Annotated in this window: 14 protein-coding genes and 2 pseudogenes; 10 read left to right on the top strand and 6 right to left on the bottom strand. The window is 72.0% G+C overall.

Going from position 1 to position 15,996, the window contains the following annotated elements; genetic code table 11:
- Window positions 1–19: 19 nt before the first annotated feature.
- From IEY86_RS36865 to IEY86_RS28580, 4 genes and pseudogenes are all read right to left on the bottom strand, one after another.
- A pseudogene (locus IEY86_RS36865) lies at window positions 20–225 on the bottom strand (hypothetical protein); the annotation flags it as partial.
- On the bottom strand, window positions 212–1,534 hold the full coding sequence (locus tag IEY86_RS28585; protein ID WP_229698837.1) for a glycoside hydrolase 5 family protein: 1,323 nt from the start codon (window positions 1,532–1,534) through the stop codon (window positions 212–214). The gene IEY86_RS28585 and the pseudogene IEY86_RS36865, both read right to left, overlap by 14 nt.
- A gap of 31 nt (window positions 1,535–1,565) precedes the next feature.
- Window positions 1,566–1,672: pseudogene (locus tag IEY86_RS36860) on the bottom strand (carbohydrate ABC transporter permease); the annotation flags it as partial.
- Entirely contained in the window at window positions 1,633–1,815 is a 183-nt protein-coding gene (locus IEY86_RS28580) for a hypothetical protein (RefSeq protein WP_373287106.1), read from the bottom strand. The gene IEY86_RS28580 and the pseudogene IEY86_RS36860, both read right to left, overlap by 40 nt.
- Before the next feature lie 236 nt (window positions 1,816–2,051).
- Here IEY86_RS28580 and IEY86_RS28575 point away from each other — a divergent pair, with 236 nt between their 5' ends.
- From IEY86_RS28575 to IEY86_RS28565, 3 genes are all read left to right on the top strand, one after another.
- Complete coding sequence (locus IEY86_RS28575) at window positions 2,052–3,110, top strand: LacI family DNA-binding transcriptional regulator (protein ID WP_229698836.1); 1,059 nt, start codon at window positions 2,052–2,054, stop codon at window positions 3,108–3,110.
- Between the two features lie 102 nt (window positions 3,111–3,212).
- A complete protein-coding gene (locus IEY86_RS28570) occupies window positions 3,213–4,391 on the top strand; it encodes an acyl-CoA dehydrogenase family protein (protein ID WP_189134775.1) in 1,179 nt (392 codons plus the stop codon).
- 125 nt (window positions 4,392–4,516) lie between these two features.
- On the top strand, window positions 4,517–5,377 hold the full coding sequence (locus IEY86_RS28565) for an oxygenase MpaB family protein (protein WP_189134774.1): 861 nt from the start codon (window positions 4,517–4,519) through the stop codon (window positions 5,375–5,377).
- A gap of 59 nt (window positions 5,378–5,436) precedes the next feature.
- Here the strand turns inward: IEY86_RS28565 and IEY86_RS28560 are convergent, their stop codons facing one another.
- The gene (locus IEY86_RS28560) at window positions 5,437–6,255 is read right to left on the bottom strand and encodes a vWA domain-containing protein (protein WP_189134773.1); all 819 of its coding nucleotides are present in this window, start codon (window positions 6,253–6,255) and stop codon (window positions 5,437–5,439) included.
- Between the two features lie 111 nt (window positions 6,256–6,366).
- Between IEY86_RS28560 and IEY86_RS28555 the strand changes: the two genes are divergently transcribed.
- The 3 genes from IEY86_RS28555 to IEY86_RS28545 all read left to right on the top strand — a co-directional run bounded on the left by IEY86_RS28555 (window position 6,367) and on the right by IEY86_RS28545 (window position 9,740).
- Window positions 6,367–7,470 (top strand): NAD(P)H-dependent flavin oxidoreductase, encoded by a 1,104-nt coding sequence (locus IEY86_RS28555; protein ID WP_189134772.1) that lies wholly within the window; start codon window positions 6,367–6,369, stop codon window positions 7,468–7,470.
- A gap of 24 nt (window positions 7,471–7,494) precedes the next feature.
- Entirely contained in the window at window positions 7,495–9,090 is a 1,596-nt protein-coding gene (locus IEY86_RS28550) for an acyl-CoA synthetase (RefSeq protein ID WP_189134771.1), read from the top strand.
- A 125-nt stretch (window positions 9,091–9,215) separates the two neighbouring features.
- Window positions 9,216–9,740 (top strand): DinB family protein, encoded by a 525-nt coding sequence (locus tag IEY86_RS28545; RefSeq protein ID WP_189134770.1) that lies wholly within the window; start codon window positions 9,216–9,218, stop codon window positions 9,738–9,740.
- A gap of 124 nt (window positions 9,741–9,864) precedes the next feature.
- On the opposite strand, the gene IEY86_RS28540 is transcribed toward IEY86_RS28545, so the two are convergent.
- Window positions 9,865–11,535: an acyl-CoA synthetase gene (locus IEY86_RS28540; protein ID WP_189134769.1), complete on the bottom strand. Its 1,671-nt coding sequence runs from the start codon at window positions 11,533–11,535 to the stop codon at window positions 9,865–9,867.
- Between the two features lie 183 nt (window positions 11,536–11,718).
- On the opposite strand from IEY86_RS28540, the gene IEY86_RS28535 reads away from it, so the two are divergent.
- The 4 genes from IEY86_RS28535 (at window position 11,719) to IEY86_RS28520 (ending at window position 15,995) form a co-directional block, all read left to right on the top strand.
- Window positions 11,719–12,525 (top strand): crotonase/enoyl-CoA hydratase family protein, encoded by an 807-nt coding sequence (locus IEY86_RS28535; protein WP_189134768.1) that lies wholly within the window; start codon window positions 11,719–11,721, stop codon window positions 12,523–12,525.
- An 85-nt stretch (window positions 12,526–12,610) separates the two neighbouring features.
- Complete coding sequence (locus IEY86_RS28530; protein ID WP_189134767.1) at window positions 12,611–13,642, top strand: Zn-ribbon domain-containing OB-fold protein; 1,032 nt, start codon at window positions 12,611–12,613, stop codon at window positions 13,640–13,642.
- A gap of 19 nt (window positions 13,643–13,661) precedes the next feature.
- Entirely contained in the window at window positions 13,662–14,720 is a 1,059-nt protein-coding gene (locus IEY86_RS28525; RefSeq protein WP_189134793.1) for a thiolase family protein, read from the top strand.
- Window positions 14,721–14,828: 108 nt separating this feature from the next.
- Window positions 14,829–15,995, top strand: a complete 1,167-nt coding sequence (locus IEY86_RS28520) for a thiolase family protein (protein WP_189134766.1) — start codon at window positions 14,829–14,831, stop codon at window positions 15,993–15,995.
- The last annotated feature ends 1 nt before the right edge of the window (window position 15,996 follow it).

Here is a 15,996-nt window from a genome sequence, read left to right as displayed (position 1 = left end):
CCATTGCCCGGACACCCCGGCTGATCCGGTGCCCCTCACGCACCGCGTCGCCGATCCCCGCTCCCGGCACCAGCGCGTACCGAAGCGGTGCACACCCTGGTCGGTCCTCGGGTCGGGGAAGCGCGGGGCCCGCGGCAGGGACAGCCGCACCGTCGTGGTGGTTCCCCCGCCCTCGCCCACCGTCCTGGTGACGTCGTGGCCGTAGGTCGAGTCACTGACCAGGGCTCTGCGGCGCCGCTGTCTCCCGGTCCGCCGTCGGATCGCGCACGGAGACGGCGTCGGCGCCGCGGCCGACGTCGTCGACGGTGATGACTTCGGTGATGCCGCGCGCCGACAGGTGCCCGGCGTCGTGGCTGAGTTCGCGCAGGACCACGGCGGGCCGCGCGCCCGCCGCGGCAAGGCGGGCCCAGGCCTCGAAGAACGCGCCCCCGGGAGCGCAGGCGGAGCGGTCCGCCGCGGTCTCGGCATCGCTGTCCAGCACCAGGGCGGTGGTGCGGGCCCTCGGGCGGTGCTCCCGGTCGCGCCACCGCTCGGTGATCCGGGCGATGGTCCGGCCCGCGGGCTTGACCACGCGGTCATTGGTCAGCAGGCCGAGGCTGTACTCGAGTTCGGGGAAGTCGGCCAGCGAACGGTCCACGTCGTGCGAGCACCACCAGGTGATGCCCCACAGGTCGGCGCAGTCCAGGGCCGCCTCGACCGTGGCCTCGGTGAACCCGGCCGCGTCCTCGGCCGGGATGTGCGGGGCGGGCGCCCCGACCTCCTGGAGCCACACCGGTCGCAGGGGGTCGAGCGCCCATGCCTTGGACAACTCGATCAGATAGGCGGCGTGGTGGCGTGTGGCGGCGCCGTCGCGGCCGTGCCGCTGCGCCGTCCCGTTGAACACCCACGAGTGCACCGCGGTGGCCGCGCCCAGGCGGGCCGCGTGGGCGGGGGTGAACGGGTGCCCGTCCTGGTACCACGTGGCGTCGTACTCGGCGTGCGTGTGGAAGCGGCCGGGCGCCCCCTTCTCGCAGGCGGCCAGCATCCGGGTCAGCCATGCCCCGGCCTGCTCGGCGGTGATGCGGTCGGGATCGGGATGGGGCCCGTCCGAGAACTGGTTGACCTCGTTGCCGACGGTCATCCCTATGAAGTTCGGCCGGTCGGCGAGCGCCGAGGCCAGAGTCCGCAGATACTCTTCCTGCCCCGACAGCACGTCGGGGTCGGTGAAGATGTTGCGCCGGTGCCAGGTCAGCGTCCAGGACGGCTGGAAGTCGAAGCTGGACAGATGCCCCTGGAGTCCGTCCACGCCCACGTCCAGTCCCCGCTCGGCGGCGGCGTCGGCCAGTGCCACGAGCTGCTCGACCGCGCGCGGCCGTATCAGGGTGCGGTTCGGCTGGAACAGCGGCCACAGAGGGAACACCCGGACGTGGTCCAGGCCCAGGGCCGCGATCGAGTCCAGGTCGGCGCGGACGTCGTCGAGGTCGAAGTCGAGCCAGTGGTGGAACCAGCCGGCGGTCGGGGTGTAGTTGGCGCCGAAGCGCACACGCGAAGACAAAGGATGGGGTCCTCTTCGGAAAGGTCGGTGGTCAGCCCTTGACGGCGCCCTCCCCGACGCCGCGGAAGAAGTAGCGCTGGAGGCAGGCGGACATCCGGTCAGCGGCAGGACGGCGACGACCGTGCCGGCCGCCACCAGGTCCGGAAGGCGACGGTGCCCTCGACCTTCCCCGACGCGTCGGCCGTGTCGCCTGCCCCGCCGCCCCCGGAACCGCAGGCGGACAGCGACAGTGCGCAGGTGGCGGCGGCCGTGGCGGCGGCCTCTCGACGGGGGAAGCCCATGACCGGCGCTCCTTTGCGGATGACGGCTAAAGCGCTTTAGAGTGTTACTGCTGAAGCGCATTAGTACAAGAGCGTGCGAGCAGGAGCGGAACGCCATGGCGCCTGAGCGGGAACCACGTCCGCGGGAACACGAGGGGCGGTTGCCGGAGCCGGGCGCACCGTCACCGCCGGCCCGGGGGCCGCAGCCGGGCAGTGGGCCGCGTCCGGCCAGGCGGGTTCCTGTGCGGCGCCCCACCATGAAGGACATCGCCCGGCGGGCGGGGGTCTCCGAGAGCGCCGTCTCGTTCGCGCTCAACGACCGCCCGGGCGTCTCCGAGGCCACCAGGGAGCGTGTGCGCGGGGTGGCCGAGGAACTGGGCTGGCGGCCGAGCACGGCGGCCCGCGCCCTGTCCGGCGAGGGGGCGGCGACGGTCGGCCTCGTCCTGGCCCGCCCGGCCGGCACGCTGGGGGTGGAGTCCTTCTTCCTGCGGCTCGTGTCGGGGATACAGGAGGTTCTGTCGATCCGCCACCTCGGCCTGCTCTTCCAGATCGCCGAGGACGTCGGCGACGAGTGCGCGGTCTACCGCCGCTGGTGGGCGGAGCGCCGGGTCGACGGGCTGATCGTGGTCGATCCGCGCCGCGACGACCCCCGGCCCGCTCTGCTGGACTCCCTGGGCCTGCCGGCCGTGGTGGTCGGCGGCCTCGAGGGGGACGTGGCCGGGTCCGCGCCGCAGCACTGCCTGGTCTCCAACCTCTGGGCCGACGACGCCGGGGCGATGGCGTCGATCGTCGAGCACCTGTACGTGCTCGGCCACCGCCGTATCGTCCACATCGCGGGCCTGGCGGACCTGTCCCACACTCGGCGCCGTATCGCCTCGCTCACCCTCGAGGCCGAGCGGCGGGGGCTGGCGCAGGTGCTCTCGGTGACCACCGACTACTCCGACACCGAGGGCGCGCGGGCCACCCGCCGGGTGCTGGCGCGGGACGCGCCGCCCACCGCGATCGTCTACGACAACGACGTGATGGCCGTGGCGGGCGCGGCGGTCGCCGCCGAGAGGGGGCTGTCGATTCCCGGAGATCTGTCGGTGGTCGCCTGGGACGACTCGCAGCTGTGCCGTCTGACGCATCCTCAACTGACGTCGCTGGCACGGGACACGGCGGAGTTCGGGCGGCACGCGGCCGAGGAGCTGCTCGCCCTGCTCGACGGACAGCCCGCGCGCCGGGTGCGGGACGTACTGCCGAGGCTCGTCCCCCGGGAGAGCAGCGGCCCGGCGCCGAAGTTCCCCCGGGAGAGCAGCGGCCCGGCGCCGAAGTAGTGGGCGCCGAACCAGTGGGCGGGGACGCGTGGTTCCCTATTTGTGAAACACGTTCTACCGTGTGTGCGCCGGATGCCGAGCAGCCCGACACGAGGAGGGGCCGTGCACCTGGACTACACGCCGCGGCAGCGGGAGCTGCGCGCCGAACTGCGCTCGTACTTCGCCGGCTTGGTGCCGCAGGACGCGCACGCGCGGTTCGCGGACCGGGCGGGGCAGAAGCGGTTCTACCGGCGGATCGTGCGCCGGCTCGGCATCGACGGCTGGCTCGGCGTGGGCTGGCCGGCCGAGTACGGTGGGCGCGGGATGACCCCCATGGAGCAGTTCATCTTCTTCGACGAGGCCGCCCAGGCGGGTGTCCCCCTGCCGCTGATGGCGCTCAACACCGTCGGCCCGACGATCATGCAGTTCGGCACCGAGGAGCAGAAGGACCACTTCCTGCCCGGGATACTCTCCGGCGAGATCGACTTCGCCATCGGCTACTCGGAGCCCGACGCGGGCACCGACCTCGCCGCTCTCAGGACCAGGGCGGTCCGCGACGGCGACGCCTACGTGGTCAACGGGCAGAAGATCTGGACCACCAACGGCGACACCGCCGACTGGGTGTGGCTGGCCGTGCGCACCGACCCCGAGGCGCCCCCGCACAAGGGGATCTCCATCCTCCTCGTACCGACGTCGGACCCCGGCTACTCGTGCACGGTCATCAACACCCTCGCCTCCCACGACACGACCGCCAGTTACTACGAGGACATCCGCGTCCCCGTCTCCCGCAGGGTCGGCGAGGAGAACCGGGGATGGCGCCTGATCACCACTCAGCTCAACCACGAGCGGGTGACGCTGGCCGCCCACGGCACCACGGCCGTGCGCGCGCTGGCCGACGTCCGGCGCTGGGCCGCGGACACCAAGCTCGCCGACGGACGCCGGGTGCTCGACCTCGGCTGGGTGCGGCGCAACCTCTCCCGAACCCATGCCCGCCTCGACGCGATGAAGCTGCTGAACTGGCAGATGGTCGACGCCCTGCACCGCGGCACCCTGACCCCGCACGACGCCTCCGCGGTGAAGGTCTACGGCAGCGAGGCGCGGCGGGACGCCTACGCCTGGCTGATGGAGGTCGTCGCGGCGGCCGGGCCCATGCAGGAGGGCTCGGCGGGCTCGGTCCTGCACGGCGACCTCGAGCGCGGGTACCGCAGCGCGGTGATCTTCACCTTCGGCGGCGGCAACAACGAGATCCAGCGCGAGATCATCTCCTGGATCGGCCTCGGCATGCCCCGGGTGCGCCGCTGAGCGGGGGCGCCGACCGGCGCGCAGAGCAGTGGGTTCCCCTGGCCGTGGCCGGATCCTTCGCGGTCCGTGGCCCGGGGGGCGGGCATAGGCTGAAAGAACGGTACGACCTCACGCAGGGGGTGCTCATGCGCGACGCGGACCCCGGGCTCTTCGGCCCCGGATCGGTGACCTGGCATCTGCACGGCGATCCCGTGATGTGGATCGGGGGAATCAGGGCGCTCTACCTCCAGGCGCTGCACCCGCGGGCGGTCCGGGGAGTCATGCAGAACAGCGACTTCCGGGACGACCCGTGGGGGCGGCTCTGGCGCACGGCGAGCTTCGTGGGCACCATCACCTACGGCACCACCCTGGCCGCCGAGCGGGCCGGAGCGAGGATCCGGGCCATCCACCGCAGGCTCACCGCCGAGGACCCGGACACCGGCGAGACCTACCCGGTCGACGAGCCGGAGCTGCTGCTGTGGGTGCACTGCGCCGAGATCGACTCCTACCTCCACGTCGCCCGGCGCTCCGGCTTCCCGCTCACCCAGGAGCGCTGCGACGGTTACGTGGACGAGCAGCGCGCCAGTGCCCGGCTGGTCGGCCTCGATCCCGCCGACGTCCCCGCCGACACCGCCGAGCTGGCCACGTACTTCGACAAGGTCCGCCCGGACCTGGCGAGCACTCCGGAGTCCGAGCAGGTGCTGGAGTTCCTGCGCGAGCCGCCTGCCCCCGACTGGCTCGTCCCCGCCCGCGACGTGTTCTGGAGACGCGCCTCCCGACTGGCCTACTCCTCGCTGCCCGAGCACGCCCACACGCTCTACGGTGAGCGGCCGCTCCCGCCGCCCGCCACCGACCGGGGCCTGCGCACCGCGGGCCGGGCCTTGCGCACCGTACCGTCGTTCCTGCGCTGGCAGCTGCCACCGCGCCACATCGTCAAGGCGGTCGGCCGCCTGGGCCCGGGCACCCATCCCTCGGCGTACCGGCTGTCCCGGCAGGAGGCGGGCTGATCTCCCGGACGCCGGCGGGGCACCCGCGCGCTCACCCCCCGGAGCGCCCCGCCCGGCGTTCAGCGCACGATGCCCTGATGCCGCGCCGCCCGCAGCCAGTGCGGGAACTCACCCATCAGCCGGTCGTACAGCTCGGCGTCGGACATCCGGCCCGGCCGCGGTCCCACCGCGAAGAACCCGGCGTTGTCCACCACCCGCTGGTGCGGAACAGGAAGCTCGTCGAGCTTGCGCAGATACGCGAACTCGTCGTCGCCGAAGCCCACGAACTGCCAGAACAGCGGAAGCCGCGCGGCCTCGCACAGGGTCCGGGTGGCCCGCGACCTGCTCTCCGGCGCCCCGTCGGTCTGGAAGATCACATACGCCGGGTCGGTGGCGCCGGACCGCTGGTAGTGCGCGATCACCGCCTCCATGGCGGCGGCGTAGTTGGTCCTGCCCATGTGGCCGAGCGCTTCGTGGACCGCGTTGACCCGGCCCTGGTAGGCGTCGAGCGAGACCTCCGCCAGGCCGTCGACCTCGGTGGAGAAGAAGACCACGGGGACGCTGCCGTCGTCGTCGAAGTGCGCCGCGAGGCCCAGCGCCTGCTCCGCGAGGCGCTGCACGCTGCCGTCGCGGTAGTAGCGGCGCATGCTGCCCGAGCGGTCCAGCACGAGGTAGACCGCTGCCCGTTCACCCGTCAGTTCGTACCGCTCCAGGCTCACCGCGGCCTGCTTGTACAGGCTCACCAGGCCCGGAGCGGTGGTCCGCAGCTTCTCCAGGCCGACGGCGGGCGGCCGCTTGCCGCGGTCGCTGCCCGAGGCCGTGCCCTTGGTGTAGTCGATGCGCGAGCCAGTGCTCGGGGCCGTGTGCGAAGTGGTGCGCTTGGTGTAGTCGATGGCCATGATGGGCCTCCCCTCCCGGTCGTTCTGCCCGAAGTTCTACCACTTGCAAAATCTGACGCCCCGTCAGTAAACCTCTTCCATCGCCCGCGGCCCTGGGGCATGCTGCCCGGCATGGAGACGGAGCTGAGCAGACGCCTCGGAGTCGAGCACGCCATCTTCGGTTTCACCCCCTTCCCGGCCGTGGCCGCGGCCATCAGCAGGGCGGGCGGCTTCGGGGTGCTCGGCGCGGTCCGATACGGGGCCGGGGACGAACTCGCCCGCGGTCTGGACTGGATGGAGGCCCATACCGGCGGACGACCCTACGGGCTCGACGTGGTGATGCCCGCGAAGAAGGTCGGCGGTGTGAGCGAGGCCGATGTCGAGGCGATGATCCCCGACGGCCACCGGACCTGGGTGGAGGACCTGCTCGCCAAGTACGGCGTTCCCGAGCTCGCCGAGGGCGACAGGGCCGGCTGGCGGATCACCGGCTGGATGGAGGAGGTCGCCCGCTCGCAGGTCGACGTCGCCCTCCAGTACCCGATCCGGCTGCTCGCCAACGCCCTCGGCTCCCCGCCCGCCGACGTCGTCGAACGCGCCCACGCGCGCGGCATCCTCGTCGCCGCCCTCGCCGGAAGCGCCCGCCACGCCCGCCACCACCAAGAGGCGGGCATCGACATCGTCGTCGCCCAGGGGTACGAGGCCGGCGGCCACACGGGAGAGATCGCCACCATGGTCCTCACCCCGGAGATCGTGCGCGCCGTGGACCCGCTCCCGGTCCTCGCGGCGGGGGGCATAGGCTCCGGCGAGCAGGTCGCCGCCGGGCTGGCGCTCGGTGCCCAGGGCATCTGGCTCGGCTCGGTCTGGCTGACCACCACCGAGGCGGAGCTGCCCTCACGCGCGCTCACCGAGAAGCTGCTGGCGGCGGGGTCGGGGGACACGGTCCGCTCGCGGGCGCTGACCGGCAAACCCGCCCGGCAGCTGCGCACCGAGTGGACCGACGCCTGGGAGGACCCGGCCGGACCCGGGCCGCTGCCCATGCCGTTGCAGGGGCTTCTGGTCGCCGACGCCGTCTCACGCATCCAGAAGTACGAGACGCCCGAGCTGCTCGGCTCCCCGGTCGGGCAGATCGTCGGGCGGATGGACGAGGAGCGGTCCGTGGCCGACGTCCTCGACGACCTGACCCGTGGATTCGAGCGGGCGATCACGCGTCTGAACCGGATCGCCGGACGCGAGTGAGCCCGAGGCCGAGGAGGGCCCTCCATGACGAACACCGTGCCCAACGGCTTCTGGGCGCAGGCGGCGCAGGCCGGACCCGACGGGGGGGCCGACCGCACCGCGCTCATCGCCCCCGACGGGCAGGAGTGGTCGGCCGCCCGGCTGCACGCCGCCTGCAACCAGCTCGTGCACGGCCTGCGGGAGCAGGGACTTCGGACCGGCGACGTGTTCGCCGTCGTCCTGCCCAACGGGGTCGAGTTCTTCATCGCCTACCTCGCCGCGGCCCAGGCGGGCCTGTACATGGTGCCGGTCAACCACCACCTGGTCGGTCCCGAGATCGCCTGGATCGTCTCCGACTCGGGAGCGAAGGTCCTCATCGCCCACGAGCGCTTCGCCGAGCATGCGGTCGCCGCGGCCGACGAGGCCGGACTGCCGAAGGAGAGGCGCTTCGCGGTGGCCGACTCGGGGGACCGGCCGGACGCGGGAGGCGGAGCCGGTCTGCGGCCGTTCTCCGAACTGCTCGACGGGCAGCCCGAGAGCCCGCCCGAGGACCGGACCGCGGGCTGGGTCATGAACTACACCTCCGGCACCACCGGCCGCCCCCGGGGCATCCGCCGCCCGCTGCCGGGTGTGCCGCCCGAGCAGACCCACCTCGGCGGCTTCCTCGCCATCTTCGGCATCCAGCCGTTCGAGGGGAACGTCCACCTGGTGTGCTCGCCGCTCTACCACACGGCGGTGCTCCAGTTCGCGGCCGCGGCCCTGCACATCGGCCACCCCGTGGTGCTGATGGACAAGTGGACCCCGGAGGAGATGCTGCGGCTCATCGAGGCCCACGGCTGCACCCACACGCACATGGTGCCGACCCAGTTCCACCGCCTCCTCGCCCTGCCCGAGGAGGTCAGGGACCGCTACGACGTCTCGTCCATGCGCCACGCCCTGCACGGGGCGGCGCCCTGCCCGGACCATGTCAAACGGGCGATGATCGACTGGTGGGGCACCTGCGTCGAGGAGTACTACGCGGCCAGCGAGGGCGGAGGGACGTTCGCGACGGCGGCGCAGTGGCTGGAGCGGCCGGGAACGGTCGGCAGGGCATGGCCGATCAGCGAGCTGGCGATCTTCGACGACGACGGCAACCGGCTGCCGGCCGGAGAGACGGGCACCGTCTACATGCGGATGGACGTCGCCGGGTTCAGCTACCACAAGGACGAGGCCAAGACCCGCAGGAACCGCATCGGGGACTTCTTCACCGTCGGTGACCTGGGCTATCTGGACCAGGACGGCTACCTCTTCCTGCGCGACCGCAAGATCGACATGATCATCTCGGGAGGGGTGAACATCTACCCCGCCGAGATCGAGTCCGCCCTGCTCGGACACCCGGCCGTCGCCGACGCCGCCGTCTTCGGCATCCCCAACAGCGACTGGGGCGAGGAGGTCAAGGCCGTCGTCGAAGCCGCGCCGGGGCACCGGCCGGGGCAGGAACTGGCGGCCGAGATACTGGCCCACTGCGAGCGGCGGCTCGCGCGCTACAAGCGCCCCAAGTCGGTGGACTTCGTCGAGCACATGCCCCGCGACCCCAACGGCAAGCTCTACAAGCGCCGTCTGCGCGAACCGTACTGGGAGGGGCGCGAACGGCAGGTCTGAGGCCGCGGGGGGCGGTCGGAAAGGCCTCTTCGATTCGGTGGTGCCGTGTGGGTCATTGCGGACCGGAACTGTCCGCAATAGGGCATAGCGTGTGCTGTATCGAACCGAACGAGAGGTGAACCGTTATGCCGACTCTGGTGGGCGCCGAGGCCGACGAGCGCGACGCACTGCTGCAGTTCCTGTCCGCCCAGCGCGAGAGCCTGCGCCGCGCGGTCCACGGCCTGACCGAGGAGCAGGCGGCGTCCCGGCCCAGCGCGAGCGCCCTGTCGCTCTCCGGGCTGATCAAGCACGCCGCCCTCGTCGAGCGCGGCTGGACCGATCTGATGACCGGACGGGCGCAGGAGGAGTCCAGGAACTGGGAGACCGAGTTCAGCATGGTCGAGGGCGAGACGCTGGCCCACTGGCTGCGCGAGTACGAGGCCGTGGCCCTGTACACGGAGAAGGCGGTCGCCGACCTGCCCGATCTGGAGGCGACGGTCGCCCTCCCCGAGGCCCCGTGGTTCCCGCCGGGCTCGAGGCGCTCCGCGCGCTGGATCCTGCTGCACCTCGTCGAGGAGGCCGCCCGCCACGCCGGGCACGCCGACATCGTCCGTGAGTCGATCGACGGCGCCACGTCCTACCAGCTCATCGCGGCGACCGCGCAGGAGTGAAGGCAGGGCCGGGAGGGCGGGGGAAGGCAGGGCTGGGAGGGCGGGGGAAGGCAGGGCTGGGAGGGCGGGGGAAGGCAGGGCTGGGAGGGCGGGGAAGGCAGGGCGTTGCGGCGGGGGCCGCCGGTCACGTGGCCGCCGAGCGCGCGGCCTCCGACGCCACCGCGCTCGCCCACCGGTAGTCCGCCTTGCCGCTGGGCGAGCGCTGGATGCCGGCGGTGATGACGAGGAGGCGGGGAATCTTGTATCCCGCGAGGCGGGCACGGCAGTGGTCCTGGATGGCGTCCAGCGTCGGCGGCCGTGCACCCTCGCGCGGCTGCACCACGGCCGCCACCGTGCTGCCCCACTTCTCGTCGGGCACCCCGGCCACCAGCGCGTCGTACACGTCGGGGTGAGCTTTCAGCGTCTCCTCGACCTCCTCCGGATAGACCTTCTCACCGCCGGTGTTGATGCACTGCGAGCCCCGGCCGAGCACGGTCACCACACCGTCCGCGTCCACCGTTCCCATGTCGCCGAGCAGCACCCAGCGTTCGCCGTCGCGTTGGAAGAAGGTCGAGGCGCTCTTGTCCGTGTCGTTGTAGTAGCCGACGGGGCAGTGCCCGCGCTGCGCTATCCGGCCGGGAACGCCCGGCGCGCTCGGCTCCAGCGTCGCCGGATCGACGACCGTGGTGCGCGCGTTCATCCGCAGCCGGAAGCCCCGGGCGGGTCCGGAGTCCTCGGTGGCCGTGCCGTTGAATCCGGACTCGGAGGAGCCGAAGTTGTTGAGGATCACGCAATTCGGCACGAGTTCCTGGAACCGCCGGCGCACCGTCTCGGACATGATCGCGCCACTGCTGCTGAGGCTGAACAGCGACGAGCAGTCGGTGCCCTTCAGCGGACCGGCCAGCGCGTCCCCGAGCGGGCGCAGCATCGCGTCCCCGACGAGTGAGATGCTGGTGACCTTCTCCTCCGCCACGGTCCTCAGTACCTCCTCGGGCACGAACTTGGTGTGCAGGACGACCTTCTGGCCGTAGAAGAAGCCGATGAACGCGGTGAGTGTGGAGGTGCCGTGCATCAGCGGCGCCGTCGGGAAGAAGACCAGTCCCTCACCGCCCTCGGCGACCCGCTGGGCCAGTTCCCCGGGTGACGTCACCGGCTCGCCGGTCGGCGCCCCGCCGCCCATTCCGGCGAAGAACAGGTCTTCCTGACGCCACATCACTCCCTTGGGCAGCCCGGTGGTGCCGCCGGTGTAGATGATGAACAGGTCGTCGGCGCTGCGCGGTGCGAAGCCGCGCTCGGGTGAGCCGGTCTCCACTGCCTGCTCGAACGGTACGGCGGTCAACGCCGGTTCGGCGGTGAACGGTTCGGTGGTCGAGGAGAGTGCGCCGGAATCCGTCGAAGGAGCGCCCACCCGCACCAGCAGGCGAAGCCGCCGCGTCCTGGGCAGCGCCGCGGCCACCCGTTCGTCGAACCGTGCGTCGAAGACCAGGCCGGCGAGGTCCGCGTCCCGGTAGAGGTGGACCAGTTCGTCCTCCACGTAGCGGTAGTTGACGTTGACCGGAACCGCGCGGATCTTGAGGCAGGCGAGCACGGTCTGGAGGTACTCGACGCCGTTGTACAGGTGCAGCCCCACGTGCTCGCCCGTGCCGATGCCGCGCTCGATCAGATGATGGGCGAGCCGGTTGGCCGCCGCGTCGAGCTGCGCGTAGGTGAGGGCGCGCCGTTCGCCGGTGCCCGGGTGGTCGATGTGCACCAGTGCCTCGCGGTCCGGCACGGTGTCGGCGATGGACTCGAACAGGTCGGCAAGGTTGTACTCCACGGCTCCTCCAGTCGGACACGGCGCTCGCGGGCAGGCGCTCATTAGAGCGCCGAAGGGGTGTGGTGGGAAGACGGGCCGCACAGAAATCTGACTGAGTGTCAGAAGAGGTATTGAAGTTCGGCCCACCGCTACTGCAACCTGTTCTAGTCCAACGCAGCGCCAACGCGACCGGGAGGCCGGACGATGGGCGGGACGGAACATCTCACCGTGGAGCGCCGAGGGGCCACCCTCGTCCTGACCCTCAACCGGCCGGAGGCGAAGAACGCGCTGTCCCTGCCGATGCTCGTCGGCCTCCACGACGGCTGGCTCGAAGCCGACGCGGACGACGCCGTCCGCTCCATCGTGCTCACCGGCGCCGGGGGCTCGTTCTGTGCCGGTATGGACCTCAAGGCGCTCGCGGCGGGCGACGGCGGCATGGCCGGACAGCGGTACCGCGACCGGCTCAATGCCGACCCCGACCTGCACTGGAAGGCCATGCTGCGCCACCACCGGCCCCGTAAGCCGGTGATCGCCGCCGTCGAGGGCGCTTGCGTGGCGGGCGGCACCGAGATCCTCCAGGGCACCGACATCCGGGTCGCGGGCGAGGGCGCGACCTTCGGCCTGTTCGAGGTGCGGCGGGGGCTGTTCCCCATCGGCGGTTCGACGGTGCGGCTGCCCCGGCAGATCCCGAAGACGCATGCCCTGGAGATGCTCCTGACCGGCCGCCCCTACAGCGCGCGCGAAGCCCTGGCCATCGGGCTGATCGGGAGCACCGTCCCGGACGGCGCCGCGCTGGAGAGGGCGCTGGAGCTGGCCGAACTGGTCAATGCCAACGGTCCGTTGGCCGTCGAGGCGGTCAAGGCGTCGGTCCACGACAGCGCGGCGCTCGGCGAGGAGGACGGGCTCAGACTCGAACTCGAACGCGGCTGGCCGGTGTTCGCGACCGCCGACGCCAAGGAGGGCGCGAAGGCCTTCGCCGAGAAGCGCCCGGCCGTCTACCGGCGGCAGTAGCACGCCGCCCCCTTCCAGGCCCGCACCTGCCGAGACCCGCGGGTCGGGACCGCCCCCGTCCAGGGATACGTCGAGAGGAGTGCGCATGCCCGAGGTCCTGAGTGCGCCGCTGGTCGTCGAGTTCCCGTTCACCCGGTCGCTCGGGCCGGTGCAGAGCGCCTTCCTCACCGGGCTGCGTGAACGTACTCTCCTGGGGGTACGGGCGTCCGACGGGCGGATCCTCATGCCGCCCGTCGAGTACGACCCCGTCACCGCCGAGGAACTGCGTGATCTGGTCGAGGTGGCCGGCACCGGCACCGTCACCACCTGGGCCTGGAACCCCCATCCGCGGCCGGGCCAGCCGCTCACCGCACCGTTCGCCTGGGTGCTGGTACGCCTCGACGGCGCCGACACCGCCCTTCTGCACGCCCTCGACGCACGCGGCCCCGAGGAGGTGAGCTCGGGGACGCGGGTCCGGGTGCGGTGGGCGGCGGAACGCCGCGGCGCCATCACCGACATCGTCTGTTTCGAGCGACTGGACGAGGGCGGGCGACCGGACGGGCACGCGGACAGCCAGGGCAAGAAAAGCAGACAATCAGATAACAGGCCCGAGCGCCCTCGAGCCACCACCCCGCACACCGGCCGCTTCGACGGCGACCCCGTCACCGGAATCGTCACGGCGGCGCGCCTCGACTACACCTACACCTCCGGCCGCGCGCAGTCGCGCTTCCTGACCGCGCTCACCGGCAGGCGGATCATCGGCGAACGCTGCCCCGACTGCCGCAAGACCTACGTTCCGCCGCGCGGCGCCTGCCCCACCTGCGGTGTCGCCACCGACGAGCAGGTCGAGGTCGGCCCCAGAGGCACCGTCACCACCTACTGCGTCGTCAACGTCAAGGCCCGCAACCTCGACATCGAGGTGCCCTACGTCTACGCCCACATCGCCCTCGACGGGGCCGACCTCGGACTGCACGCCCGCATCGGCGGCATCCCCTACGACCAGGTGCGCATGGGCCTGCGCGTCGAAGCGGTCTGGGTCGACGACGACCGGCTCGCCCCCACTCTCGCCTCCGTCGACCACTTCCGGCCCACCGGCGAGCCGGACGCGGACTACGACACCTACAAGGAGCTGCTGTGATGGCCAAGGAGCTGCCATGATGCCGCGCGAGGTCGCGATCGTCGCCTTCGCGCAGGCGCCGACCGTGCGCCGCAGCGACCAGCTCTCCGAAGTGGAGCTGCTGATGCCCGTCCTGCACGACGTGCTCGGCCAAGTCGGGCTCAGGGCCGGGGAGATCGGCTTCACCTGCTCGGGCTCCAGCGACTACCTGGCCGGGCGCGCCTTCTCCTTCACGATGGCGCTGGACGGGGTGGGGGCATGGCCGCCGATCTCGGAGTCCCATGTGGAGATGGACGGCGCCTGGGCGCTGTACGAGGCATGGGTCGCGCTCCTGACGGGGCAGGCCGACACCGCGCTCGTCTACGCCTACGGCAAGTCCTCGCCGGGCAGCGTCCGCGACGTCCTGACCCGCCAGCTCGACCCGTACTACGTCGCCCCGTTGTGGCCCGACTCCGTCTCGCTCGCCGCCCTCCAGGCGCAGGCCCTCATCGACGCCGGGCACACCGACGAACGGGAGCTCGCGGGCATCGCAGCCCGCAGCCGCACCGCCGCAGAGGCCAACCCCAGTGCCCAACTCGTCGGCTCCGCGCCCCCCGACGTGCTCCTGGCCGAGGAGTACGTGGTCCAGCCGCTGCGCCGCCACGACTGCCCCCCCGTGGGCGACGGCGCCGCCGCCGTGGTGCTGGCCGCCGGGGACACCGCCCTGGACCTGTGCCCGCGTCCGGCGTGGATCCATGGGATCGACCACCGCGTGGAGGCCCACAGCCTCGGCGTGCGCGACCTCACCGACTCGCCCTCGACCCGGCTGGCGGCCGAGCACGCGGGGCTGTTCGAGGCGCCCGTGGACACCGCCGAGCTCCATGCCCCGTTCACCTCGCAGGAAGTGGTGCTGCGCAGGGCGCTGGGCCTGGACGAGGAGGTGGCCGTCAACCCCTCCGGCGGGGCACTCGCCGCCAATCCCGTGATGGCCGCGGGCCTGATCCGGCTCGGTGAGGCCGCCGCCGCCGTCCACCGCGGTGAGTCGCAGCGGGCCGTCGCCCATGCCACCTCCGGTCCCTGCCTCCAGCAGAACCTGGTCGCCGTCCTGGAGGCCCGGTGAGCGCCGCACCGCGAGCCGTTGGAGCGAACCCGTTGGAGCGAACCCGTTGGAGCGAGCAGCCCGTTGGAGCGAGCAGCCCGTTGAGCGAACGAGGAGGAGGGCAGCGCCATGAGGGGTGAACCGGTCGCCGTTGTCGGCATAGGCCAGACCAAGCACGTCTCCGCCCGCCACGACGTGTCCATCGCGGGGCTCGTGCGCGAGGCCGCCCGGCGTGCCCTGGACGACGCCGAGCTGGACTGGGCGGACATCGACGCCGTGGTCATCGGCAAGGCCCCCGACTTCTTCGAAGGGGTGATGATGCCGGAGCTGTATCTCGCCGACGCGCTCGGCGCGGTCGGCAAGCCCCTCCTGCGGGTGCACACCGCGGGCTCGGTCGGCGGCTCCACGGCGCTGGTGGCGGCCAATCTGGTCGCGGCGCGGGTCCATGGCATCGTTCTCACCCTGGCGTTCGAGAAGCAGTCGGAGTCCAACGCGATGTGGGGCCTGTCGCTGCCGATCCCGTTCCAGCAGCCCCTGCTCGCGGGCGCGGGCGGCTTCTTCGCCCCGCACATCCGCGCCTATATGCGGCGTACGGGGGCGCCCGACACGATCGGCTCGCTCGTCGCCTACAAGGACCGGCGCAACGCGCTGAAGAACCCTTGTGCCCATCTGCACGAGAAGGACATCACCTTGGAGAAGGTGCAGTCCTCGCCCATGCTGTGGGATCCGATCCGCTACTCGGAGACCTGCCCCTCCTCCGACGGAGCCTGCGCGATGGTGCTCACCGGTGAGGCCGGGGCGGCCCGTTCACCGCATCCGCCGGCGTGGGTGCACGGCGGGGCGATGCGCAGCGAGCCGACGATGTTCGCGGGCAAGGACTATGTCAGTCCCCGGGCCGGGCGGGACTGCGCGGCGGATGTGTACCGGCAGGCGGGTGTCACCGATCCGCGGCGGGAGATCGACGCGGTGGAGATGTATGTGCCGTTCTCCTGGTACGAGCCGATGTGGCTGGAGAACCTGGGCTTCGCCGCGGAGGGGGAGGGGTGGAAGCTGACGGAGTCGGGGGTGACCGAACTGGACGGGGATCTTCCGGTCAATCCCTCGGGAGGGGTGCTGTCGGCGAATCCCATCGGCGCGTCGGGGATGATCCGGTTCGCGGAGGCGGCGCTCCAGGTGCGGGGGCGGGCCGGCGAGCATCAGGTGGACGGTGCGCGCAGGGCTCTCGGCCATGCGTACGGGGGAGGCGCGCAGTTCTTCTCCATGTGGCTGGTGGGGAGTGAGCGGCCCGTGGGATGAA

Origin of the sequence: Wenjunlia tyrosinilytica (genome assembly GCF_014646055.1) — a bacterium.
Classification (GTDB): Bacteria; Actinomycetota; Actinomycetes; order Streptomycetales; family Streptomycetaceae; genus Wenjunlia; species Wenjunlia tyrosinilytica.
This window is presented reverse-complemented; position numbering and strand designations above follow the sequence as displayed.